We start from the raw sequence: 24,638 nt of genomic DNA, 5'->3' as shown, positions 1-24,638 counted from the left end.
TAGTATTACGGAAAAAGCAAACGAAAGAGCAGGAGAGCCAATGAACTCAAAAAAATTTTTGCCATGTATTTATTTGTATCAGAAGAGAGCGGTAAGAGGTCTTGATGATTGGCATGAGGTCAGCATTGATCCGGTGGCTTTGGCAGAGAGCTACAGTGACAACAAATGCGACGGCATCATCGTATTCGACCTTTCCTCCACTGACAGGGAGCATGAGGAAGCCATAGACATCATCAAAGAAATATGCGCCACCGTGGCCGTTCCCGTAATCGGCGCCGGTGCGATCCACCGCATGGAAGACGTGAAAAAACTACTCTATGCCGGATGCCGTCAGGCGGTGCTTGATTATACGGAAGAAGATAATATTGCAGTCACCCGTGAGGTCTCCCTGAAATTCGGCGCGGATAAGCTGCTTGCGATGACAGACAGCAGTAAGGTGATCAGGGAGCAGTGCGCTCTGATCAACCAATATATCAGCAGCGTTCTCGTCCGGGAGCCGGCCATCCTGAAGGAAACGGCCGAAATCAGCCCTGTTCCTGTCATTACAACGCTTCCTGAGATCTCCCTGGTAAAAATCATTGAAATCCTGAAAATGGAAAATGTGGACGGCATCGCAGGCAAGCTTGTGAATGATAACTATAAAGAAATCGAAGCGCTGAAAAAGCTCTGCCGAGATAACGGCATAGAGGTTTCCGAAATTACCGCCGCCTATCAGTGGTCTGATTTCAAACTGAATTCCGATGGCATGATTCCCGTAATTGTACAGGACTACAAAACTGACGCGGTTCTCATGCAGGCATATATGAACGAAGAAGCCTATCTGGCGACCATACATACAGGTAAAATGACCTACTACAGCAGAAGCCGCCAGGAGCTTTGGATCAAGGGCGAAACAAGCGGCCACTATCAGTATGTCAAATCCCTTCACGCAGACTGCGACATGGATACCATCCTCGCCCGCGTGGTACAGATTGGGGCTGCCTGCCATACAGGCTCCTACAGCTGCTTTTTCAACGAAATACTCACCCTGGACGACACCGCGGACACTCAGCATAACCCGTTGAAGGTTTTCGAAGATGTCTTTGCCGTTATCAAGGATCGTAAGGAGAATCCCAAGGAAGGCTCTTACACCAATTATCTGTTTGACAAAGGCATTGATAAAATCCTGAAAAAACTGGGAGAAGAGGCCACCGAAATCGTTATCGCCGCCAAAAATCCCAACCCCAATGAGATTAAGTATGAAATCTGCGATTTCCTTTACCATATGATGGTCCTTATGGCTGAAAAAGATGTTACCTGGGAAGAAATTACTGCGGAGCTGGCAAATCGATAGATCCTTTTTCTTTGATTTTTGCTTTGGAAAAGTAGTTTTGTCCGGAATTAATGGTTAGTTTCTGATTATACAAAAAAGAATAGAAATAAATGCAGTATTCAGGAGACAGGCCGGTAAGTTGAAGGCCTGCCTCTTTTTTCTTATTCAGTCTAATTTTATGTGAAGATTTATTTTGTGGATAATGTAAGCAGAACATAGAATACTAAAGGTTTGTTTGAGTATGAGATGCTGGTTCGAATGTGAAGTGAACATAAAAACCCCGGAATATTCGCACCATGTATTTTCGAAAAAAAGAATATATTAGGAAGTGAGAAATTTAATTGACAACCGTCCGCTTTCACTGTATATTATTTATCAGATTAGTTCTTTTTAGAACAAATCAATATATAAAAAACTACTGGAATATGCCGCTATCCGAAGCACTGTTTTTCCTGGCTAATGGAAAAATTCTGATATGCCTGGGAAGGCTCATGATTTGTTATGAAAGTCATCGAAAGTTATTTTATTTAAAGAGAGGACAGTATCTGAGGCTCCAACCTTGAAAGTCTATTATATTCAAGGCCGTTACAATAACTCAATTACTGCCAGCGTTAGGAAAAAGCCTGAGGTTTCACAGGTATACCAGATATCGCTACCCAGCCAGGACAGAAGAATGCTGTATTTGGCGGCATCCCTCAGGGCAGCCACAATACAACTATTGAAAGGGGATTTTATCTATGAAAGCAACAAAGGAAAAAGAAGCCGATCTTGGAAACGGCAGTATCGGGAAGCTTCTTTTCAGGCTGGCGCTGCCTGCCATATTGGCACAAATCATCAATGTTATGTATAACATGGTTGACCGCATGTATATCGGCCACATACCGGAGGTGGGTCCCAGCGCCTTGACGGGTGTAGGCGTAACAATGCCCGTTATCATGGCCATTTCCGCATTTGCGGCTCTGGTAAGCATGGGCGGTGCGCCGCGGGCCTCAATTATGATGGGAAAAGGGGATAACGAAACCGCAGAAAAAATACTGGGCAACTGTACCACTATGCTTGTTTTGATGGCAATTGTGCTCACGGCGGTAATTTTGCTGTTTGGCCAGCCGATTCTGCTGCTATTTGGAGCCAGTGAAAATACCATCGGCTACGCCTGGGCCTACATGCAGATCTATGGCATAGGAACCTTATTTGTACAGATATCTCTCGGCCTGAATGCCTTTATCAATGCCCAGGGCTATGCCAAAACCGGTATGCTTACCGTAGCAATCGGCGCTGTCTGCAATATTATCCTTGATCCGATTTTTATTTTCGGCCTGAATATGGGCGTCAGAGGTGCGGCGCTCGCCACTATTCTTTCCCAGGCAGTATCCTTTGGCTGGGTGCTTCGTTTCCTTTCCTCCGATAAAAGTTCTCTGCGCATCCGCAGGAAAAACCTGAAGTTGTCGGCGGCCATTATCCTTCCCAGCATCGGTCTTGGCGTGTCTCCCTTTATTATGCAGTTTACGGAAAGCATCATTTCCGTATGCTTTAATACCTCTCTGTTAAAATACGGCGGAGATATCGCAGTAGGGGCCATGACTATTATGACCAGTGTCATGCAGTTCTCCATGCTCCCGCTTCAGGGAATGACCCAGGGCGCGCAGCCCATTATCAGCTTTAATTACGGCGCCGGAAGCATTGACCGTGTGAAGAAGGCTTTCCGCCTGCTGCTGGTTGCATGCCTTGCATACAGCACGCTGCTGTGGGCGATTGCCATGTTCCTGCCACAGATTTTTATTGCCATTTTTACAGGCAATGCAGAACTGGCTGTTTATACGGAATGGGCTATCCGTATTTATATGGCGGCATCCCTGCTGTTTGGCATCCAAATTGCCTGTCAGCAAACCTTTATTGCCCTGGGCAACGCGCTGACCTCTGTTTTTCTGGCGCTTTTAAGAAAGGTTATTTTGCTGATACCGCTTATTTTCCTGCTGCCCGCCATACTTCCTGATAAGGTATTCGGCGTATTCCTGGCCGAACCGGTGGCTGATACGATTGCGGTTACTGTAACCAGCATTCTGTTCCTGCGGGAATATCGCAGGCTGTCCCACAAAAAAACTGGTATGTCCTGACATATCCGGTCATATTTTTTAATAAGAATAAAACTGGCTCCGGGAATTAAAAAAGCTTCCGGAGCCGGAGGTCGTTTATGAACCAGGATAATAACACCCAGCGCAGACTGGAGCTGATGCGCCTGATAAGAGAAGAAAACCACAATAACCAGATGCGTATCCGCACACGGGAAGAAATTCTTTATGGAAAAAGCGACAGCTACGGCGGCTTTGACGAATATGGCTATCCGTTGACTGCGGCGGAGTATTCCCGTCCGGATGAAAGCGTACATATGTCCTCCTTTGGCCTGCGGCTTGTTATTGCAGTGCTGTTATTTGGTATTTATTATTTTTGCCGGGGGCAGGATATCAGTATTGCGGGCATCACCGCACAGCAGATTGAAGCGGCTGTCAATGTGCAGGAAACAAAACTCGTTGATTTTATCAGCCAGTTTCCTTATACTTTACATGATAAGTCAGATACCGGACAATAAGCTAAGGAGTTGTGAAATAACAGAAACTGCCAGGAATCTTCTGATGCACTGCCGCCTTTGGTCTGGATCAGAGCGGATAAAGATGCGCAGGCAGCCGGGATAATCTTTTAAAATATAGTCAGCGCACCGCCCGATAATGACGCAGGAGCCTTTTCGGGCGATCTGCCTGATGACCTGCCGCTGTGCTTGAAAGAGACGTAAAAAGATGGGTCTCAAAGGCACCATAGCTTTGAGCGGCCCAGTTCCATGCGGTATCTCGCAGTGAAAGGCCTTCCTCAGTTGATTCTACATAATCGCTGGACAATCCGCATTCACGGGCTTCCATGGCGATCAGTTCCCGGTCATAAAAAGGGATTTTCAATGCCCGGGCAACCTTCAGGCCGATCTCCCGGCCGCCGCTCCCGTATTCCCGGGCAATTGTGATGATAATATGGGAAGAATCTTCCGGCAAAGCGGCGGGCAGATTCTTTTTCCCTGCTTTCTTCCGCACTTTTTTTTCGGGCGCATCAATACGGCGCTGACAGCGAGGGAGAGAAAAACAAGAATGGAAGTTACCAGAAAAGAAGTCTCAATTCCCTTCATATCCCCATTGTCCCTGGCAGAAACGGACATGACTGTTACCAAAAGGGCGCTGATGATGGAACCGCCCACCTGGCGCACCGTATTCATGAGGGCTGTCCCATGGGAAATAAATTTCGATTCTGTTCACCGCCCAGGTCTGCAGCGGCTGAAGAAGAGCCACAACCCCCAGCGTACGGAAAGACACACTGGAAGGAGGGTATAAAGCCAAAAAGAGGCTGGAGAAGCTGAAAAAATTAATCATCTGAGCATCTTGGCTGCTATTTTGAAATTCTCCCTGGCCTTTTTGCTGGACTCAGATCAGGAGAGATTCGTGGTCTCCGGCATGAAAATTTTGATGTGGAGAGATATACGATTCGTATAGCAGGGCAATATATGTCAAACTATCACCTGGCGGATAAGATGTTGACTTTTCATCAGGTGCAATATATATTAAGAGACAGCTGGGAAGTAATATCAATGCGGAAACAGAAATTCTGACGACACAGAAAGTTGAAACAAGAACTTCAAATAGTATCCGGTGCGTTCCTGTTCCAGCCTGGGTGATTGATGAACTCATTGTAAAACGGGCATGGTATGAAAAGCAAAAGCAGTTTATCCCAGATTTTCATGATATTTATCAGCCAGTGATATTGTAATGACAATTGTAACCAGTCAAAATAAAAGAGAAAATTTAATCGTATTAATTGCACAGTAAAGGCGAAAAAAAGAATGAACAAAATAACCACAAAAAACAATGTTTCGACGAATACAAGAGAATTAATCACGAGCAATTTAGCGTTAAGTGATGAAATATTGTTAAATATAGAGAAGCCTGCCCGCTATATCGGCGGGGAGGTAAACGCGGTTGTGAAGGATAAAGACAAGGTAGACATCCGCTTTGCCATGTGTTTCCCCGATGTTTACGAAATCGGCATGTCCCACCTGGGGATTCAGATCCTGTATGACATGTTCAACAGCTGGGAGGATACCTGGTGTGAACGTGTCTATTCCCCGTGGGTGGATCTGGACAGAATAATGCGTGAAAAGCATATCCCGCTGTTCGCGCTGGAATCCCAGGAGCCTGTGAGAAATTTTGATTTTTTAGGCATCACCATCCAGTATGAAATGTGCTACACCAATATTCTGCAGATCCTGGATCTGGCGGGAATTCCGCTGCTTTCCCGTGACAGGGATGAAACCTTCCCTATCGTCATCGGGGGCGGTCCCTGTACCTATAACCCGGAGCCTATCGCAGACTTTTTTGATATTTTCTATATTGGAGAAGGAGAGACGATCTACCGGCAGCTTCTGGATCTCTATAAGGAATACCGCAAAAACGGCAACAGCCGCAGGGAGTTTCTCATTGAGGCCGCAAAGCTGCCTGGCATGTATGTTCCCTCTCTTTATGATGTAAGCTATAAGGAAGACGGCACCATCGCCTCTTTTACTCCGAATGTGGAAGGAATCCCTTCCAGGATTCTCAAGCAGATCCAGATGGATCTGACGGATACCTATTACCCCAGGAAGCCTGTGGTTCCTTTTATCAAAATCACCCAGGACAGGGTTACGCTGGAAATTCAGAGGGGGTGTATCAGAGGCTGCCGTTTCTGCCAGGCCGGGCAGCTTTACCGCCCGGTGAGGGAGCGGGATGTGGACATGCTTAAGAAGTATGCCATCGATATGCTGGAAAGCACGGGGCAGGAGGAAATTTCCCTCAGCTCCTTAAGCTCCAGCGATTATTCCATGCTGGAAGAGCTGGTAACCTTCCTTATGGATACCTGCCGGGAACGTATGGTGAATATTTCACTGCCTTCCCTGCGTATCGACGCTTTTTCCCTTGATATCATGAGCAAGGTACAGGATGTGAAAAAAAGCAGCCTGACCTTCGCGCCGGAAGCCGGAAGCCAGCGACTGCGCGATGTTATCAATAAAGGCCTGACGGAGGAGGTAATCCTCAAGGGTGCAGCTATGGCCTTTGAAGGCGGCTGGACAAGAGTGAAGCTGTATTTTATGCTGGGCCTGCCCACGGAGACGGAAGAGGATATCCGCGGCATCGCCGAGCTTTCCAATAAAATTGCCGCGCTTTTCTTTGAGACGGTTCCCAGGGAAAAAAGAACGGGACAGGTGCAGATTGTGGCCAGTACATCGTTCTTCATTCCCAAGCCCTTTACCCCCTTCCAGTGGGCGAAGATGAGCACAAAGGAGGAATTCCTGGAAAAAGCCCATCTGACGAAAACGGCAATCAGGGAGCAGCTGAACCAGAAAAGAATCAAATACAACTGGCATGAAGCCGATGTAAGCGTTTTGGAAGGTGTGTTTGCCAGAGGCGACCGAAAGATTGCCTCCGTTATCCTGAAGGCCTATGAAAAAGGCTGCCTTTATGATTCCTGGAGTGAATTTTTCAAAAATGAGGTTTGGCTTGCGGCTTTTGAAGAATGCGGCCTTGATATCAGTTTCTATACCACAAGGGAAAGGAGCCTGGATGAAATATTCCCCTGGGATTTTCTTGACTGCGGTGTTTCCAAGGAATTCCTGAAGAGAGAATGGCTCCGTGCTCAGGAGGGAATTGTAACCCCCAACTGTAAACAGCAGTGTCAGGGCTGCGGTGCTTCCCGCTTTAAAGGAGGCATCTGTTTTGAGGAAAGAAATGCGCAGGGGGAAATTGAAGACGGTTCAGCGCGCACGCTGACAGAATATGCCCAGCTGCATCAGGACACCGGCGAAATTGCAGGAGAAACACAGCCGCCGGCACAGGAAGAGAGAGGAGGGGCGCAGGCATGAAGGTACGTGTAAAATTTGCTAAATATGGCTGCATGAAATTCATCGGCCATCTGGATGTGATGCGCTTTTTCCAGAAAGCGATTCGCAGGGCCGGTATTGACGTGGCCTATTCCACAGGCTACAGCCCACACCAAATCATGAGCTTTGCCTCTCCGCTGGGAGTAGGAATGTACAGTAATGGGGAATATATGGACATAGAGGTGAAAACTTCCGCAGAAAATGCCCTGAAACCGCAAATGTCATCGGCAGAGATGTGCCGCAGGCTGAATGAAGTGAGCGTTCCCGGCATTGAAATCCTCAGTGTGAAGGCATTGCCGGAAAATGCGGGCAATGCCATGGCCAGTGTGGCGGCCGCCAGATATACTGTATACTTTAAGGATCCTGCGTTTGATTTCCATTTCCTTGATTCCTGTCTGGAGAACTTTCTTGCCCAGCCTGCCATTATGGTTACCAAGGAAACAAAAAAAGGAACCTCTCAGATGGATCTGAGACCCGGAATTTATGAGTGCAGAATAACGGCAGATGGCAGTCTGGAATTTCTGGTGGATGCCAGCAGCGGCGGCAATATCAAGCCGGCCCTGCTGATAAACGCCCTGTGGCGGTTTGCCGGGCAGCAGCGGCTGCCATACTTTGCGGGACAGCCTTATGCGCAGGAGGAAGAACTGCCTTCCATAGCGCTTCAGCAGGTCCGGGAAGAAACCTATACCAACACCGGTACGGCGGAATCTCCCGTTTTCGTGCCGCTGGATGAAGTGGGGGAAGATTTTTGAACGATTCCAAACTGATTTTACTCAGACAGGACAGACATATTCTGTCCCTGCTCCTTAATGAAGGCCGGCTGACGGAGGTTAATGCCTACCAGCCGGCTGCCTGCGCGCCCGCTGCCCCGGATGCCGATACCTGCATTCTGGGCAGCATTTATGTAGGGAAAATCAACCATGTGGTGAAAAATATTAATGCCGCTTTTGTGGATCTCACGCAGAGCAGACGGGCATTCCTTCCTTTGGACGGCAGAGCGGAGCCCAGGCTTTTGAACCGCCCCTATGACGGACGGCTGCTGGCCGGGGACGAGATCCTTGTCCAGGTGGAAAAAGAGGCCGTTAAAACCAAGGATCCCGTGGTGACTCCGGAGCTTTCCTTTTCCGGGCGTTATGCGGTCCTTATTCCTTCCGAAGCTCCCGGCAGGCTGGTCTTTTCAGGCAAGCTGGATACTGCAGTCAAAAAGCGGCTGAGGGATTTCCTCCCTGCAGACGAATTGACGGAAGTCCTGAAAAATGCTTCCCTCATCATTCGTACCAACGCCGGGGAGCTGACGGAGAAGGAACCGCTGGTTTCCGATATCCAAAAGCTTTCTGCGCTGGCCTGCCAGCTTCTGTCAGTTGCCGACAAACGTACCTGCTACAGCTGTCTGTACCGTCCTGCCAGTCCTTATCTTATGGAAATAAGGGACACCCATACCGACCAGTTTGATGCAATTATAACGGATGACAGGCAACTATATGAGGAAACCGCTGATTTTCTGAAAACCCAGTACCCGGAGGAACTGTCCCGGCTGCAGTTTTATGAGGACCCCCGGGTATCCCTTTCCAATCTGTACGGGCTGTCTGCAAAGCTTAAGGAGGCCACAGAAACGCGTGTATGGCTCAAATCCGGCGGCTACCTCGTCATAGAACCGACGGAAGCCCTCACGGTTATCGACGTAAATTCAGGCAAATACAGCGGTAAGAAGGGCATTCGTGACACCTTCCGCATGATCAACCGGGAGGCGGCCCTGGAAATTGCCAGACAGCTGCGCCTGCGTAATCTTTCCGGAATTATCCTGGTGGATTTCATAAACATGGAGGAGGCTGACGACAGACAGGAACTGCTGGAATTCCTGTCCGCACAGTTAAAACGGGATCCGGTAAAAACGGCATTGATTGATATGACCCCTCTGGGCCTGGTGGAAATCACCCGGAAGAAAATCCGCCGCCCCTTAAAAGAACAGCTGGAACAGTAGTTTTTTCCCGGCTGCTTTGAACTTGCCGGTTACAAACATTTTCGCTGGAGGAAAAAACAATGCGGCTGCTCCGTATGAAAAATATACATGAAGGCGCCTATCTGAAGCATTACGAGCTTACCTATCTGAATAAAAGCGGTAAAGAAAAAGTATTCGAACTGGTCAGCCGGAACCGCCTTGCTTCTCCCCGGGATATCGGCAGGAAGGCAAGCGGCGTTACGATTATTGCTTTTCAAAAGGAACGCATGCTCCTGCTTCGGGAGTTCCGTATGAGCATCAATAAATCCATATATAATCTGTGCGCCGGGATGCTTCAGGAGGGTGAAAGCGTGGAGGACTGCGCCCGCCGCGAGCTGTATGAGGAGACGGGCCTTACCGTCGCCCGTTTCCTGGATATCCTGCCGCCCTCTTATTCTGCGGTAGGTTTTTCCGATACGAGCACTTACATGGTAATACTGGAAGCTGAAGGAACTTTTTCCGACCATACCTCTGCCAATGAAGAAATTACCGCCGGGCTTTATACCCGGGAAGAGCTGAAGGCCATGCTTAGAACCGAGGAGTTCAGCTCCCGTTCCCAGACCGCCGCCTATTTCTTTGCCCATTTCCGGTAACAGTCCGGGCGTCCGTATTGTTACTATTTCCTTTAGAAGGTTCTTAGAGATAAACCTGATATCCTGTTTTTTGACGGCGGCAATCCGCCTGATTACATACAGGAAAGGAAAAAAGCAAATGAAAAAACAAGACAGAAAAACGAAAAGAATCTCAGGGTGCCTGTGCGCAATCCTTCTGTGCGCGGCCATTCTGGCTGCCTGCGGCAGTCCTTCCCAATCCGGACAGGAGAATTCCTCCCCTTCACAGGCAACGCAGGAGAGCGGCGCGCCTTCTTCCCGGCCCGGTGAAGTTGAAACCCCTTCCGCTGCAGAAAACAGCAGCCAGTCAGATACAGACATACTGGAAAGCAGTAATGCCCCTGCTTCAGGAAATGCTTCAAAGAATACATCCGCTGATGATGCCGGCAAAGACGGCGGGCAGACAGAAGGACAGGCTTCGGACAAAGGCAATGACCTCATCGAATTGTCAGGCTATATTGAAACCATCGGGACCGGCAGCTTTGTGGTGAATCAGATTTTTAAGGAAACATTGGACGATGGATCAATGCTCGCTTATTCTTCCGATGAAGACAAGACGCTTCTTAATATCGAATATAATGCTCAGACTGTTTTTACCATTTGCAGCTCTTCTGACGGAGGAATCACTTCGACAAACACGCCGGGAACCCAGGCGGATCTGGAGGTCGGCCGCAGCTTGATAATGAACGGCTTCTGGGAAGGCGATACTTTTCATGCGCAGGAGATTACCATTTACCTTTTTGGGTAATTTATGAAAGCTCTCTCATCAGAACCGTTATGGATATTATCAGATTCATGGCAAAAAATTTATGGCAAATTTTTCGTATTTTTTGTTGACACCTGTCCGGCTCGATGCTATTATATATGAGTATGCCGCATAACGAGGTAAAAGTGTGTCCTCAGGGACATCACCGCAGTTAGCGAGTTTTGGAAATAGGAGGTGCCCTATGTACGCAATTATTGCAACAGGTGGAAAGCAGTATAAAGTTTCCGAAGGTGACGTTCTGAAGGTTGAAAAACTGAACGTAGCAGAAGGAGATGCTGTTACATTTGACCAGGTAATCGCAGTGAGTGACAACGGCCTTAAAGTAGGCGAAGATGTTGCTAACGCTACCGTTTCTGCTACTGTAGTAGGCGAAGGCAAAGGAAAGAAAGTCATCGTTTACAAGTATAAGAGAAAAACCGGTTACCATAAGAAAAATGGTCACAGACAGCCCTACACACAGGTTAAGATTGAAAAGATCAACGCTTAATCAGAAATCATGACGAAGATATTAGTCAGAAAGACAAGCACAGGAGGCTATGCAGGGTTTACCTGTATCGGCCACAGCGGTTTTGCCGCAGCAGGCAGGGATATAGTCTGCGCATCCGTATCCGTCCTTGTAATTAACGCCATCAATTCCATCGAGCAGTTAGCCGGTGAGGAGATGTCAGTAATTACCAATGAAGAGGAAGGTTTAATTGATGTCAGATTTGCCAATCCTGTTAATAAGAAGACCGCACTCCTTATGGATTCCATGCTGCTTGGCTTGCAGGAAGTGAAAGAACAATATGGTAGTAAATACCTGAAACTTCAATTCGAGGAGGTGTAGACCCAATGTTAAAAATGAACCTTCAGTTTTTTGCTCATAAAAAAGGAGTTGGTTCCACAAAGAACGGCAGAGACTCCGAGTCCAAGAGATTAGGCGCCAAGAGAGCTGATGGACAGTTCGTTAAAGCAGGAAACATTCTTTTCAGACAGCGTGGAACAAAGATTCATCCCGGCGTTAATGTAGGACGCGGCGGCGATGATACTTTATTCGCATTAGTAGACGGTGTACTGAGATTCGAAAGAAAAGGAAGAGACAAAAAGCAGGCTTCCGTTTATCCTGTAGAAAAATAAGTACGTATCTGCCGGGCTTCAAACATCTTTTGTTTGAAGCCCTTTCCATTATTATTTATTGTAAAGTTCGCCGCATTTTGCGGTTTTTTGAAAGGATTAATTATGTTTGCAGACAGAGCGAGAATTTATGTCAGAAGCGGCAAAGGCGGGGACGGTCACGTTTCTTTCCGCAGAGAAAAGTATGTACCGAACGGCGGCCCTGACGGCGGAGACGGCGGAAGGGGCGGAGATGTTATTTTCCAGGTGGACGAAGGCCTGAACACCCTGACCGATTTCAGGCATGTCCGCAAATATAAGGCGGTAGACGGGCAGGAAGGCGGCAAACGCAACTGCCGCGGCAAGGATGGCGAAGACATCATAATTAAGGTTCCGGAAGGCACTGTCATCAAAGAAGCCGAAAGCGGAAAAGTCATTGCTGATATGTCCGGTGACAACCGGCGAATCGTTCTCCTCACCGGGGGACGCGGCGGCAACGGCAACCAGCATTATGCCACCAGCACCATGCAGGCTCCCAAATATGCCCAGCCGGGGCAGCCGGCCAGAGAACTGGAGCTGCTTCTGGAGCTTAAGATGATAGCTGACGTTGGCCTGGTAGGCTTTCCTAATGTGGGAAAATCCACTCTCCTTTCCAGAGTTACCAATGCCAGGCCTAAAATTGCCAATTATCATTTCACCACCATCATCCCTAATCTGGGCGTGGTGGATATGGACGGCGCAAAGGGCTTTGTCATCGCGGATATCCCGGGGCTGATTGAAGGCGCTTCGGAAGGTGTCGGCCTGGGCCATGAGTTTCTACGCCACATTGAACGAACCAGGGTTATCATTCATATGGTGGATGCGGCGGGAACCGAAGGACGTGACCCGATCGCAGATATTTATGCCATCAATAAGGAGCTGGAAGAATATAATATGGAAATCGCTTCCCGCCCCACGGTAATCGCAGCTAATAAAATTGATGCCATAACAGATACAGAAAACAATCCCATTGATGCCCTGAAGGCTGAGTTTGAGCCGAAGGGGATCCGGGTTTTCCCGATTTCAGCGGTAAGCGGGGAAGGGCTGAAGGAGCTGCTTTATTATGTAAGCAGCCTGCTGGATCAGACTGAGGTAAAGCAGGTCGTTTTCGAACAGGAGTATTTTCCGGAATTTGAAAACGGTTATTCCAACGAACCCTACACCGTGGAATATAACGAAGAAGAAAATGAGTACGTGGTGGAAGGCCCCCGTATCGAAAAGATGCTGGGCTATACCAATCTGGACTCGGAAAAGGGCTTCACCTTCTTCCAGAATTTCCTTAAGGAAACCGGCATACTGGAACAGCTGGAGGAACTGGGAATTCAGGAGGGGGATACGGTCCGCATGTACGGATTGAAATTTGATTACTATAAATAAGCAAGCGCGGGAGGAATACAAATGACAAGCAAACAGAGAGCCTATCTCAAAAGCCTTGCCAGCAGTCTGGAACCAATTTTCCAGATTGGAAAGGGGAGCCTGACTCCGGAAGTGACAGAAGCTATTTCGGAGGCTTTTAACAAACGGGAGCTGATTAAGATCGCCGTTTTAAAGAACTGTTTTGATGATCCGAACGAAATCGCCGCTACCGTGGCAGAACGGACAAAATCCCAGGTAGTTCAGGTCATCGGTAAAAAAATCGTCCTTTACAAGGAAAGCAAGGAACATAAAAAGATCGAGCTTCCCAAATAGTAAGAGGAAAAACTGTCTGAATGGAGGAATCCCTCATGAATACAGGCAAAGACCAGGAGTCACACTCCTTAGAAGGAGAAAAAAGGCACAGAAGAGTGGGCATTATGGGAGGAACCTTCAATCCCGTGCATATGGGGCATCTGCTCCTGGCAGAAAATGCCTACTCCATGTTTTCGCTGGATGAAATTCTTTTTATTCCCAGCGGCTGTTCTTATATGAAGGATCAGACGGAAATTCTGGACGGCGCCACAAGGCTGCATATGACGCGGCTGTCCATTGCGGATAATCCGCATTTTTCCCTGTCCTCCATGGAAATTGACCGGGGCGGCTATACCTATACCTGTCAGACGCTGGAACAGCTGGGGGAAGAGAATCCTGAAACTGATTATTATTTTATTTTGGGAGCCGACAGCCTGTTCCAGATGGAAAGCTGGAAGGATCCTGAAATTATTTTTCAGAAGGCCGTTATTCTTGCGGCGGTGCGTGAGGGCCGTGATATAAAAGAGCTTCTGGAAAAGGCCGGGCAGCTGAAGGATAAATTTAAGGCCGAGATCCATCTGGTACCTATTGGGAATATAGATATTTCCTCCTCGGATATCCGCAGACGGGTCCGTGAGGAACGTTCCATCCGCTATCTTGTCCATGAAAGCGTCCGGGAATATATTGAAAAAAATAATCTTTACCGGGATTTAACAGTCCCGGCTTCGCAGGAGAACAGACATGAATAAAGAAGCAAAACATTCCGATGCAAAGCGTCCCAAAGAAAATCAGGAAATCATTGCTTTACGAAAGGCCATAAGTAAGGCCCTGGAAGAAAAAAGATATGAGCACACGCTGGGCGTCGCCTATACAGCGGCCGCCCTGGCCATGCGTTACGGACAGAATGTGCACAAAGCGCAGACGGCGGGACTCCTTCATGACTGCGCCAAAAATCTGACAAATGAGAAGAGAGTGGACATCTGCCGGAAAAACAATATTCCAATCAATGCCGCTGAGGAGAAGAATCCTTTCCTCCTCCATGCAAAGGTGGGAAGCTATCTTGCACAGAAGAAATACGGCATTTCCGATCGGGAAATCCTGGATGCCATCACCTACCATACAACAGGCCGCCCTGATATGACCGTTATGGATAAAATTATTTACATTGCGGATTATATCGAACCTGGCCGCAGCCAGGCTCCTGGACTGCCGGAGGTACGCAGGCTTGCCTTCACGGATTTGGACGACTGTCTGTTCCGGATACTCGGGGATACGCTTGATTATTTGACCGCATCCAAGATGGAAATAGATGAAGCCACCCGTCAGACCTATGATTACTATAAATCACTGAGAGAACAAAATACGGAAAGGTAAGGTACTTTTATGACAGATTCACGTTCCAAGGAAATGACCAGACTGGCTATTACAGCCCTGGAAGATAAGAAAGCGGAAGACATCAGCATTATTGACATCAGCGAAGTATCCGTTCTGGCAGATTATTTTCTGATTGCCAGCGGCAGCAACCGCAGCCAGATCCAGGCCCTTACGGACAGCGTGGAAGAAAAGCTGGGCCGTGCCGGCTACAGCCCGAAACAAATTGAAGGCTATGACACCGCCAACTGGATACTCATGGATTACGGCGATATTATCGTCCACGTTTTCGACCGTGAAAACCGTCTTTTCTACGATCTTGAAAGAATATGGAGAGACGGAAAAAGAATTGCACGGGAAGATTTCAATTAATCCCCGTTAGTTGGCGAAAGCCCGGCAAATTACCTGTCTGCGAAATGATTGCGGCGATTCATGGATTCCTTCGATTCATAATTTCACAGAGCTGTTCAGATAATCTTACCAGAATGCTTTGGCGTGGTCTGGAACTTTTTCTTAAACGCCCTGGAAAAAGTGGAATAATCCTTAAAACCGCATGCATAGCATGCTTCCGTAACGCTCATTCCATTCTGAATCTGTGTTTTCGCCAGCAGCAGACGCTTTTCACTGATGTAGGAACCGATGGAATATCCGGTTTCCGCTTTGAACAGATGCATCAGATAAGACCTGCTGACAAAAAAATGCTCTGCCAGGCCATCCACAGTAATTTCATCCTTCAAATGAGCATTGATATAATCCACAATAGCCGCAATCTTTTCGTTGGACACTTCATTTTCAAGATAATTCGCATGATTGTTAATCAGCGCCCGGTTCAGCCATATCATAAACTCCAGAAAAAGCACCTTCTGATAAAGCCCATTGGCATATTCCTGGCTGGAGAAAGAACGCTCCAGCTCCCTGCACACCGCAAACAGGCTGCTTTTTTCCAGATTATCTATGCGCAGAACATTCCCGTGTTTTTCCCTCGCTTCCTGAAAACACCGGCTCAAATCATAATTCTCATCCCTGTACTCCCGCATAAACCCGGAAGACACATAAATAATAATCCTCTCATAAGGCATATCGCTGTGAATCACTGGTCTGTGGATCTCTCCGGCATTTACCAGAATAACATCATAAGGCCTCAGCTCGTACCGCCGTCCTTCAATTGAGTACGTCACGTCCCCGCTCAGGAACAAAACAATCTTGTCAAAGTCATGATAATGATAGGCAATATCCATTTTTCTGGCATCCTTCAAATGAAAAATCCTGAAATCATTCTTAAGATACCCCGTCTTTTCATAATTTTCCATCTTCACTCTCCTGACAACACTGGAACAATTTTCAAACATGCTCTTACATAAATTTTTCTTATTCCTTATTATAAAGCACAATTTGCAAGATTGAAAGCACCTGTTCTGTTTTTTGTATGGAAAATGCCGGGTAAAATAGAAGATAGTAGAGGAGGCTTACACTATGAACTTTGCAGCACTGCGTTATGAAGAGCTTGCGCTTAACGCGTTTCCCGTTTTGCATACTGAGGTTTACGATGGCTGGATTCTCCGGTTTTCCGGCGGAACGGCCCATGAGGGGAACTGTGTCAATCCGCTTTATCTTTCTACAAAAGCATATGAGGATAAAATAGAGTATTGTGAAAATAAATTCAGGGAAAAAGGGCTTCCCTGTGTATTTAAAATGACAGCCAACGTACCGGCCGCTCTGGATCAGCAGCTGGCAATGAGGGAATATGAGCAGCAGGACAAAACCTATATTATGGAATGCCGCCTGACCAATGAAGGCGAAAGCCTCAAAAACGCACAGGGAGATGCCGCAGGCGCATCAGCGGCTTCCGGCACCCAAATCCGGCTGACCCGTACAATGGACGATAGCTGGCTGGAGGCATTTCTTTCTCTCGACGGCGGTGACTGCATCTGCCCGGAATCCGCAAGGGCCATGCTTACAGCAATCAGAAATCCTGTATACTGTGCCGCTTTATATGAAAATGACAGAATTATCGGCTGCGGCCTGGGTGTTGTGGAGGATGGCAAAATAGGCTTGTATGATATCCGGGTACACAATGATTTCCGCCAGAAAGGAATCGGCGCCCGCATTTGCCGCGCCATAATGGAGGAAGGCCGCAGAGAGGGAGCCGATACCGCATTCCTTCAGGTGTCCGCCGCCAACAGGCCTGCTGTCAGATTGTATCAAAGCATTGGTTTTGAAGAAGTCTATACTTACTGGTACCGCATCAGATAAACTGGGAGGTGCCTTTTTGTATCCCGTTTTATTTTATGCACCAATTCCGGGCCAGCATCTGTTTAAACTTCCAATTTCCGGTAATACTTCAGATAAAACCGGAAAGGAAGAGACTCTTTATGTTAAGAAGCTATCATCTGACCCATTTGACGGATACAGGCAAGGCTGAAAAAATTCTTCGTGAAATGGACGGTCTGGAAGGCGTCCGTTCGGTCAGTATTTCTGAGGATTTAAAGGAACTGGATGTGGAGGCTGAGGAAAACAGCTTCAGCCTGATTATGGACAGGACGGTAAATATCTGCAGAAGAGTAGCGGACGGCTGTGAAATAACCTTTATGTTTCGTTAACTGGCTTCTGGATTTGCACTTTCGATGAATGACCGACCAGGTCAATAGCTTGTTTTGCTACCGATGCGGACATGTCCAGCACAAACGAGGTTTGGTCTCTGCAAAAAAATTATAGTAATTTTAAGCGCCCGCTTACAGAAATGGGACTTTTCGTAAGCGGGCGCTGTTATGTCTGGAAAAATTATTGTTTATTTATTATGGCTGAGCTTCTCTGGCCTGCGGAAACGATTAATGGTAGATACGGAACACACCGAACACCTTACCGAGGATCTTACAGTCATTTACAATAATGGGAGCCATATTGTCATTCTCCGGCTGCAGGCGGATATGGCCTTTTTCCCTGTAAAAGGTCTTGACCGTTGCGGAATCGTCAATCAGGGCAACCACCATATCGCCGTTCCTCGCCGTAGCACAGCTCTGTACAAATATCTGATCGCCGTTATTGATTCCCGCGTTGACCATGGAATCCCCGCGTACCTTTAAGATAAATGAGGGTTCTCCGGTCGGTATATACTCTGCGGGGATAGGAAAGTAGCTTTCAATATTCTCTTCCGCAAGTATGGGCTGCCCGGCCGCTACATTGCCGACCACAGGCAGGCTCACCAGCTCGGTCCTGACCATCTGGAAGCTGTCGTCACAAATCTCAATCGCACGGGGCTTGGTGGGATCTCTTCTGATGTATCCGTTCTTCTCCAGCGTCTCCAGGTGGGAGTGCACGGAAGAGGTGGATTTCAGGTGAACCGCCTCACAGATTTCCCTTACTGCCGGCGGATATCCCCTTTCCAGTATCTGTTCTTTTATGTAGTCCAGGATTTCTTTCTGCTTTGCAGTAATTTTACCCTGTGCCATATTTCATCCTCCTTTAAATTCCTGACAGACACCGGTAGTATTCTGCCGGTGCCGTTTTTTTTAGTATATCATAGGGAAAATTAAAAAGCAAACATATATTCCGAATGACTGTTCGATTTTTTACTCCAGGGTATTGACAATCGAATCTATGTTCGATATAATACAAAACATAAAGAACGTGTGTTCGTTACACCTGTTCGGACAGGTCAGGAGGGGCAGATCATGATTGAGGAAAGAATTCGTCTTAACAGAATCAGAAGAGAACAGGAGCTCAGACGGCATATCCTTCTTTTTGTCGTATCTGCCGCCATTATACTTGTTCTTGCTATTGCCGGCGGCAGCTTCATATCCAGGGCACAGGCTCCCGGGGAGACCGTTTATTATAAATATTTTACCAGCATCCGTATTGAATCGGGAGATTCACTCTGGACACTTGCCGACACCTATGCGGATGGAAATTTTGAATCCAGGGAAGCGTTTATCAGGGAAGTAATCCGGACGAACCATCTCCTGGATGAGAATATTAACGCAGGAGACTACCTGATCATCCCGTACTATTCGGCAGAATTCAAGTAACTGCCACAGAGCTTGCCAATTTGATATATAAGAGCTTTTATACTGCCTGATTTCCATAAAACCAAAGAGTTTCTTTAGAAATTCTTTGGTTTTTTCTGTATGGATTTTTCAGTTTTCTGGTCTATTCTGTTTATAAACCTGATTGTGCCTTTTCCCCGGATGTACTTTACGTTACAGCTTAGCCTGCGGCTGCCCTGTAACTGCTTTACCACTGTTTACCTCTTATGTTTTTGTAATTTAGAGGAAAAAAGGAGGAAAGTATGCTATAATGTTTTATAAATGCGGCCGGATAGCTGCAAAAAATTGCTGACAGCAGAGGGAGGATGTTAAAATTGGAAGCAAACCGTATATTGGTAGTTGAGGACGACCGGGATATCCGAGAAGGAATTGAAATATATCTTAGGAATCAGGGCTATGTGGTATTTCAGGCCGGAGATGGAGTGGAAGGCCTGGAAATTATTAGACGGGAAGAGATTCATCTCGCTATTGTAGATATTATGATGCCCCGAATGGACGGCATTACCATGATGATGAAGGTAAGAGATAAGGGATATGATTTCCCTGTTATCATGCTTTCAGCCAAATCTGAAGAGGTTGATAAAATCATGGGGCTGAATATGGGCGCTGATGATTACGTGACAAAACCGTTTACTACCATGGAGCTGCTGGCCAGGGTAAATTCCCATCTGCGCCGCTACAGCCGTTATCTGGACGCTGTAAACAAAGCCGCAGAGCCGGAAAATGATACATATCATTGTCTGGGCGGCATTGAGGTTAACGAGGAAACGGTGGAAGTTTTTGTAGACGGCAATCCTGTGAAGCTTACGCCTATCGAATTTAAGATATTGCTTCTTCTCATAAAAAATCCGGGACGGGTATTCAGTGCAGATGAAATATATGAACGTATCTGGAACGAAAAAGCAATCAATACAGATACTATTATGGTCCATATCCGCAAAATCAGGGAGAAAATCGAAATCGATCCTAAAAATCCGAAATATCTAAAGGTGGTGTGGGGCGTTGGATACAAAATGGAAAAGCAATAAAAAAAGCTCTTTTCTGCTGCCGGTAATTGCGATCAGTGCGGCTGCCAGCATTCTTTTCATGAGTCTGTTTCCTCTTTTTCAGAAAAAGGCGGAAGAAAGCTATATTGATCCTCTTACAGAACAGGACTTTATAAGCGACCTGTTTTCAATAAATCTGGTTCAATATAAATACCTTCGTGAAAAAGCAGATCAAAAGCAATATGAATACTCGGATCTTTATCTTGATATTGAGATGCCGGCATCAGATAATCCCTCAGATTCCTATATGGATTCCAGTATACAGTCCTTCCTTGCTCTGCAGAGGGAGGCGATTAACAGCCAGTGTACGTCCTATGAAAGCATGCTGAGTTCCCTCAGTGAAATGATGGATTATTATGTTGAGGATTTGAATACCGGAACTGTTATCTCAAACAGCGGATCCGGCCTGCCTGATGCAGTGGGCGGAGAGGATGCTTCCGATAAGCAGGCGAATTCCGAGTATATGTATTACCTGAACCTGCAGTATGACAGCGCCGGCAATATCACCAATGTCAATGTAAAGTGCAGGAATAATGCAAAACAGTTTTTAAGCCGCGTCCAGAATGCAGGGCATGAGTTCCCTCTGAAGCTGAGTAAGGAAACTCCCAACGGGTATTCTTATTCCTATGATTATGATGCTGAGGTGAATGGCCGTGTTGCCGAGTATACGCTTTACAGCGGTGATTATGAAAACGCTTCCTCACCAACGCTGCGGCTGAGCATATCTTCGCCGGCTGATATGAGAATTATTTATGGCCTGACACAGGCGCAGTATACGGAGCTGATGAAGCCTGACAATTATTATGTTTATATGGCAAATTTCCAGAGCATGCATTTTGCGGGGCGGGACAGTTATTTTGAAGCGGGTATCGCTCCGGCCTATCTGGCCTTTATATTGGCGATGGCCCTGGCCGGTTTTTTCCTCTGCAGGAAGAAAAGCCTTTACTCAGAGGAGCTGCTGCCGTTCATCAGCCTTATTCCGTTAGAGTTTCTGACCGTTGCTGCCGTGGTTTTATTTTCCACTACATCCCTGGTTATCCAGTATATTTATGAATATCAAAACGACCTGTTTCTGCGCAATGTGAGGGCAGGAATCGGGGGCAATGGCAAGCTGGGCATTCTGCCCCTTGACAAAACGGTTATGTTCCTCATGCTTACGGTCATTTTCATTGCCTCCTTCCTGATAGGCTCAGGTTTATCCGGTTTCCGAAAGGGCTTTCTGAAGGAGCACAGCCTGATTTGTAAATACTGGAACCGCATTGTTGGTAAGATACGCAGTCTGTGCCACAGCTTTTACACAGATCTGGTGACCTATGATATCGGGACGGATGCCAACAGCATTATTATAAAGGTAATCCTTGTAAATTTTGCCATCCTTCTTGTTATATGCTGCTTTTGGTTTGCCGGTATATTTGGCCTGGTTATTTATTCAGTCATCATTTACTTCATTCTGAAAAGATATGTGAAGGATATCCAGAGCAAATACCGGAAGCTGCTGGGTGCTACCCGTTCTATTGCCCAGGGCAATCTGGATACTGCGCTTTCCGAGGATTTCGGTATATTCGAAAGCTATAAATCACAGCTGCGGCAGATTCAGATGGACTTCAAACGCGCAGTGGATGAAGAAGTAAAGAGCCAGCGCATGAAGACAGAGCTGATCACCAATGTGTCCCATGACCTGAAGACGCCTCTGACCGCTATTATTACCTATATAGAGCTGCTCAGGGAACCGGATATTACAGAGGAAAAGAAAACGGAATATCTGGATATCCTGCAGCGCAAGTCCAACCGGCTGAAGGTGCTGATAGAGGATTTGTTTGAAATCAGCAAGGCCAGCAGCAAATCCGTAACCCTGCAGATTGTGGACGTGGATATCTGCAACCTGCTACGGCAGGCCTATCTGGAACAGGATGACCGTATTGAAGCCGCCGGGCTGGATTTCAAATTCAACCTGCCAAAGGAACGGATTATCCTTCCTCTGGACAGCCAGAAAACCTACAGGATCTTTGACAATCTGTACAGCAATATCATCAAATACGCCCTTAGTGGGACCAGGGTTTATGTCAATCTGAAAGATGAAAGCGATTATGTGAGGGTAGAGCTGAAGAATATTTCTGCAACGGAACTGTCCGTTGCCCCTGAAGAGCTGACGGAACGTTTTGTCAGAGGAGATGATTCCAGAAATACGGAAGGCAGCGGACTCGGCCTGGCAATTGCCAAGAGTTTTGCCGAGCTGCAGGGAGGTTCCATGCAGATTGCCATAGACGGCGACCTGTTTAAGGTAATCCTCCGGTTTAAGAAGAAAGCCGTTTCCATACAGGAAGAAAAGCCTGAGCAAAATAACGTGCTTACCGGTGAAAGCAGTACTTTTTCCAGGCAGCAGATACCTTATCCCGTACAGAATCCCCAGGGTTATTATGGCGGGCCAGGTATGTACAATAACCCCTCCGCGCAGAACTTTTACGGTGGGTATCCCGGAATGTACGGAAGCGCCCAGGGAATGCCCCGCACAGGAAATTACGGCGCCGGGCAGGAAATGCCCCGCACCGGCTATGGCGCCGGCCGGCCAATAAACGGCAGCGGTTATGGCGCTGCGCCTTACAATGGCGGAAGCTATCCGGGCGGAGGACGCATGGGAACACAGCCTGCGCCTAATACAGCCTGGCAGAATACCCGGCCTCCTTTTTCGCAGGAGGACATGAACTCCCAGCCTGCAGCTGTGCCGCAGGAAGCATCGGAGCCAAAAGGTTCCTTCTTTAAAAAAAGGATCAGAAAAGAACGGAAGAAAAATCAGACAGAGGAAGAATAAATACCAAAACCGCTGCACCGCCTGTACGTGCAGCGGTTTTCGGCATGTACTGAAAGGAATCGTAAGAAGCTATTTATGAAAACAATCTTACTTTTGGAGGATGATGAAAATCTGAACAGAGGCATTTCACTGAGGCTGGAAAAGGAAGGCTACCGTGTTCTGCCAGCCTTTCATATTTCCCAGGCACGCAGGCTGTTTCATGAGAATGAGGTATCACTGATCATAAGTGACATCACTCTTCCGGACGGCAGCGGACTGGATTTTGGCCGTGAGGTAAGAAAAAGCAGCAGCGTATACCTGATTTTCCTCACCGCGCTGAATCAGGAAATTGATATTGTAAACGGTTATGATATCGGTGCGGATGATTATATTACCAAGCCTTTCAGCCTGATCATACTTCTTTCCAAGGTAAATGCCCTGATGAAGCGTGTGGAAACACCGGCCGGCTGTCGTCTTTCTTCCGGCGATATCTGTCTTGATTACCGGGAAATGAAGGTATGGCAGGGGGATGTCTCTGTGGAACTGAGCAAAAAGGAATGGCTGCTGCTGGCGTATTTTATGGAAAATCCCAGACAGATTCTCACAAAGGAACAGCTTCTGGATGCGGTTTGGGGGCAGGACGGTCAATTCGTAGACGACAATACCGTACCGGTCAATATCAGCAGGCTGCGCGGGAAGCTTGGCGGGGATTTCATTCAAAATGTCAGGGGGATGGGGTATCTATGGACAAATTCCGTAACAAAAGAATTCTGAGCCTTACGGCGGCGGCAGCCCTTGCTATGGGCTGTCTGCTCCTTTTTGGCTCTCTCGCCTGGAATCTGGAAAAAAGGGAACGCATGCTTCTTGGGTTTATGTCCGCCCAGGCGCCGGAGCAGGCCGGAGAATTCCTGGATGAAATAAACCGTCGGGATTTTTATTACCAGGCAGGACGGGAACTGGAAAAACGTTATGGTTATCATGCTTTCAACAGGTCTGCGACTTTATTGGTTGGCAGATATTTTTTCTTGTTCTGCGTTCTTTCAGGTACTGCCGGCGTTCTGTGCTTTCTGGCTCTCAGGAGCAGTGATGTGCGCCGCCGCAGGCTGGAGGACGAGTATCAGGAGCTGAAGCAAAAGATGCGGACGCAGGAAGAAAAAAATCAGCTTGTCACGGACAGATTACGTAAAGAGGAAGGAAAGACCAAGGCGTTGATTACAGATATTTCCCATCAGCTGAAAAATCCGCTGGCCTCTCTGAAAATGAGCTATGAGCTGGCAGATACCGAGAGCCTGACATTTGAGGAACAGCGAAGCTTCGTGAAGCAGGGCTTTGCGGAAATTTTGAAAATTGAGAACCTGCTGGATACCTTTTTGCAGCTTTCCCGCCTGGAAGCCCATATGATATGTATACAGCCGGTGGATTCCGGTCTGAAGGATACTATCATCCAGTCGGTAAACAGAGTTTACATGAAGGCGTTCCGGAAAGAGATATCCATAGAACTGAATGACTTTACGGACTTCGTGCTTCCCCATGATCCCAAATGGACCCAGGAAGCCCTGATTAACCTGCTGGACAATGCGATTAAATATTCTCCTTCCGGCAGCCATATCGAAATACGGGTGATACCTGTGGTGAGTTACATTTTTATAGAGGTGGAGGATGAAGGAATAGGCATTCCCGCAAGTGAGTATTCCCATATATTCCAGCGCTTTTACCGCGGGGCTTCTTTGCAGGTCAGGCAGGAGGAGGGGAGCGGGGTGGGACTTTACCTGACCCGGAAAATCCTTGAGGAACAGGGCGGAACCATTCGTGTTAAGAAAGGGAAAAAGGGCTCCATCTTTCAGCTTACGCTGCCCAAACGCCGGTTTGGCATAGCAGATGATAAATAGAATAATCCGTGTCATTCTTACAATTTTGTTATTCTTTTTGCAATCCTTCTGTAAGAATCGGGGGCTA

At 47.3% G+C, this 24,638-nt stretch carries 27 protein-coding genes; 23 read left to right on the top strand and 4 right to left on the bottom strand.

Annotation, left to right across the window (positions count from 1 at the left end; genetic code table 11):
- The first annotated feature begins 40 nt into the window (after positions 1–40).
- From hisIE to FYJ45_RS04500, 3 genes are all read left to right on the top strand, one after another.
- Positions 41–1,333 carry a bifunctional phosphoribosyl-AMP cyclohydrolase/phosphoribosyl-ATP diphosphatase HisIE gene (gene hisIE / locus FYJ45_RS04510; RefSeq protein ID WP_154463656.1) on the top strand — a complete coding sequence of 431 codons (1,293 nt, stop codon included), beginning with the start codon at positions 41–43 and terminating at the stop codon, positions 1,331–1,333.
- A 716-nt stretch (positions 1,334–2,049) separates the two neighbouring features.
- A complete protein-coding gene (locus FYJ45_RS04505) occupies positions 2,050–3,426 on the top strand; it encodes an MATE family efflux transporter (protein WP_154463655.1) in 1,377 nt (458 codons plus the stop codon).
- A gap of 77 nt (positions 3,427–3,503) precedes the next feature.
- Positions 3,504–3,899 carry a hypothetical protein gene (locus FYJ45_RS04500; RefSeq protein WP_154463654.1) on the top strand — a complete coding sequence of 132 codons (396 nt, stop codon included), beginning with the start codon at positions 3,504–3,506 and terminating at the stop codon, positions 3,897–3,899.
- Here FYJ45_RS04500 and FYJ45_RS33050 read toward each other — a convergent pair.
- A complete protein-coding gene (locus tag FYJ45_RS33050; protein WP_154463653.1) occupies positions 3,882–4,124 on the bottom strand; it encodes a cytidylate kinase-like family protein in 243 nt (80 codons plus the stop codon). The genes FYJ45_RS04500 and FYJ45_RS33050 overlap by 18 nt on opposite strands.
- A complete protein-coding gene (locus FYJ45_RS04490) occupies positions 4,018–4,389 on the bottom strand; it encodes a cytidylate kinase-like family protein (protein ID WP_154463652.1) in 372 nt (123 codons plus the stop codon). The genes FYJ45_RS33050 and FYJ45_RS04490 overlap by 107 nt, the downstream gene beginning before the upstream one ends.
- Before the next feature lie 800 nt (positions 4,390–5,189).
- Between FYJ45_RS04490 and FYJ45_RS04485 the strand changes: the two genes are divergently transcribed.
- The 13 genes from FYJ45_RS04485 (at position 5,190) to rsfS (ending at position 15,177) form a co-directional block, all read left to right on the top strand.
- Positions 5,190–7,241, top strand: coding sequence for a TIGR03960 family B12-binding radical SAM protein (locus tag FYJ45_RS04485; protein WP_154463651.1), 2,052 nt, complete (start codon positions 5,190–5,192; stop codon positions 7,239–7,241).
- Entirely contained in the window at positions 7,238–8,011 is a 774-nt protein-coding gene (locus tag FYJ45_RS04480) for a TIGR03936 family radical SAM-associated protein (RefSeq protein WP_154463650.1), read from the top strand. Before FYJ45_RS04485 ends, FYJ45_RS04480 begins: the two co-directional genes overlap by 4 nt.
- Positions 8,008–9,240: a ribonuclease E/G gene (locus tag FYJ45_RS04475; RefSeq protein ID WP_154463649.1), complete on the top strand. Its 1,233-nt coding sequence runs from the start codon at positions 8,008–8,010 to the stop codon at positions 9,238–9,240. Before FYJ45_RS04480 ends, FYJ45_RS04475 begins: the two co-directional genes overlap by 4 nt.
- 74 nt (positions 9,241–9,314) lie before the next feature.
- On the top strand, positions 9,315–9,851 hold the full coding sequence (locus FYJ45_RS04470) for an NUDIX hydrolase (protein WP_235930567.1): 537 nt from the start codon (positions 9,315–9,317) through the stop codon (positions 9,849–9,851).
- A 118-nt stretch (positions 9,852–9,969) separates the two neighbouring features.
- Positions 9,970–10,617, top strand: coding sequence for a hypothetical protein (locus FYJ45_RS04465; RefSeq protein WP_154463648.1), 648 nt, complete (start codon positions 9,970–9,972; stop codon positions 10,615–10,617).
- A 199-nt stretch (positions 10,618–10,816) separates the two neighbouring features.
- Positions 10,817–11,122: a 50S ribosomal protein L21 gene (gene rplU, locus FYJ45_RS04460; RefSeq protein ID WP_021639131.1), complete on the top strand. Its 306-nt coding sequence runs from the start codon at positions 10,817–10,819 to the stop codon at positions 11,120–11,122.
- 9 nt (positions 11,123–11,131) lie between these two features.
- Complete coding sequence (locus tag FYJ45_RS04455; RefSeq protein ID WP_102288830.1) at positions 11,132–11,461, top strand: ribosomal-processing cysteine protease Prp; 330 nt, start codon at positions 11,132–11,134, stop codon at positions 11,459–11,461.
- Between the two features lie 5 nt (positions 11,462–11,466).
- Entirely contained in the window at positions 11,467–11,751 is a 285-nt protein-coding gene (rpmA, locus tag FYJ45_RS04450) for a 50S ribosomal protein L27 (protein ID WP_021639133.1), read from the top strand.
- 102 nt (positions 11,752–11,853) lie between these two features.
- On the top strand, positions 11,854–13,143 hold the full coding sequence (gene obgE, locus FYJ45_RS04445; protein WP_025489929.1) for a GTPase ObgE: 1,290 nt from the start codon (positions 11,854–11,856) through the stop codon (positions 13,141–13,143).
- Between the two features lie 21 nt (positions 13,144–13,164).
- Complete coding sequence (gene yhbY, locus FYJ45_RS04440) at positions 13,165–13,455, top strand: ribosome assembly RNA-binding protein YhbY (protein WP_154463647.1); 291 nt, start codon at positions 13,165–13,167, stop codon at positions 13,453–13,455.
- 35 nt (positions 13,456–13,490) lie between these two features.
- Entirely contained in the window at positions 13,491–14,183 is a 693-nt protein-coding gene (nadD, locus tag FYJ45_RS04435; RefSeq protein WP_044915437.1) for a nicotinate-nucleotide adenylyltransferase, read from the top strand.
- A complete protein-coding gene (gene yqeK, locus FYJ45_RS04430; protein WP_154463646.1) occupies positions 14,176–14,808 on the top strand; it encodes a bis(5'-nucleosyl)-tetraphosphatase (symmetrical) YqeK in 633 nt (210 codons plus the stop codon). Before nadD ends, yqeK begins: the two co-directional genes overlap by 8 nt.
- 9 nt (positions 14,809–14,817) lie before the next feature.
- Positions 14,818–15,177: a ribosome silencing factor gene (gene rsfS, locus FYJ45_RS04425; RefSeq protein WP_154463645.1), complete on the top strand. Its 360-nt coding sequence runs from the start codon at positions 14,818–14,820 to the stop codon at positions 15,175–15,177.
- A gap of 95 nt (positions 15,178–15,272) precedes the next feature.
- Here the strand turns inward: rsfS and FYJ45_RS04420 are convergent, their stop codons facing one another.
- The gene (locus tag FYJ45_RS04420; protein ID WP_117543626.1) at positions 15,273–16,115 is read right to left on the bottom strand and encodes an AraC family transcriptional regulator; all 843 of its coding nucleotides are present in this window, start codon (positions 16,113–16,115) and stop codon (positions 15,273–15,275) included.
- A gap of 163 nt (positions 16,116–16,278) precedes the next feature.
- Here FYJ45_RS04420 and FYJ45_RS04415 point away from each other — a divergent pair, with 163 nt between their 5' ends.
- Together FYJ45_RS04415 and FYJ45_RS04410 are read left to right on the top strand one after the other, a co-directional pair.
- Positions 16,279–17,058, top strand: coding sequence for a GNAT family N-acetyltransferase (locus tag FYJ45_RS04415; protein WP_154463644.1), 780 nt, complete (start codon positions 16,279–16,281; stop codon positions 17,056–17,058).
- 119 nt (positions 17,059–17,177) lie between these two features.
- Positions 17,178–17,405, top strand: coding sequence for a hypothetical protein (locus tag FYJ45_RS04410; protein ID WP_035323601.1), 228 nt, complete (start codon positions 17,178–17,180; stop codon positions 17,403–17,405).
- A 228-nt stretch (positions 17,406–17,633) separates the two neighbouring features.
- On the opposite strand, the gene lexA is transcribed toward FYJ45_RS04410, so the two are convergent.
- The gene (gene lexA, locus FYJ45_RS04405; RefSeq protein WP_021639143.1) at positions 17,634–18,254 is read right to left on the bottom strand and encodes a transcriptional repressor LexA; all 621 of its coding nucleotides are present in this window, start codon (positions 18,252–18,254) and stop codon (positions 17,634–17,636) included.
- Positions 18,255–18,476: 222 nt separating this feature from the next.
- On the opposite strand from lexA, the gene yneA reads away from it, so the two are divergent.
- The 5 genes from yneA (at position 18,477) to FYJ45_RS04380 (ending at position 24,571) form a co-directional block, all read left to right on the top strand.
- The gene (gene yneA, locus FYJ45_RS04400) at positions 18,477–18,830 is read left to right on the top strand and encodes a cell division suppressor protein YneA (protein ID WP_025489924.1); all 354 of its coding nucleotides are present in this window, start codon (positions 18,477–18,479) and stop codon (positions 18,828–18,830) included.
- 332 nt (positions 18,831–19,162) lie between these two features.
- Complete coding sequence (locus tag FYJ45_RS04395; protein WP_025489923.1) at positions 19,163–19,876, top strand: response regulator transcription factor; 714 nt, start codon at positions 19,163–19,165, stop codon at positions 19,874–19,876.
- Entirely contained in the window at positions 19,851–22,703 is a 2,853-nt protein-coding gene (locus FYJ45_RS04390) for a histidine kinase dimerization/phospho-acceptor domain-containing protein (RefSeq protein WP_235930566.1), read from the top strand. The genes FYJ45_RS04395 and FYJ45_RS04390 overlap by 26 nt, the downstream gene beginning before the upstream one ends.
- A gap of 75 nt (positions 22,704–22,778) precedes the next feature.
- Positions 22,779–23,456, top strand: a complete 678-nt coding sequence (locus FYJ45_RS04385; protein ID WP_154463643.1) for a response regulator transcription factor — start codon at positions 22,779–22,781, stop codon at positions 23,454–23,456.
- Entirely contained in the window at positions 23,426–24,571 is a 1,146-nt protein-coding gene (locus FYJ45_RS04380; RefSeq protein WP_154463642.1) for a sensor histidine kinase, read from the top strand. The genes FYJ45_RS04385 and FYJ45_RS04380 overlap by 31 nt, the downstream gene beginning before the upstream one ends.
- Positions 24,572–24,638 lie beyond the last annotated feature (67 nt).

This window comes from Eisenbergiella porci (assembly GCF_009696275.1).
Lineage (GTDB): Bacteria > Bacillota > Clostridia > Lachnospirales > Lachnospiraceae > Eisenbergiella > Eisenbergiella porci.
The sequence above is the reverse complement of the archived record's forward strand: the minus strand, read 5'-3'. Positions and strand labels throughout refer to the sequence as shown.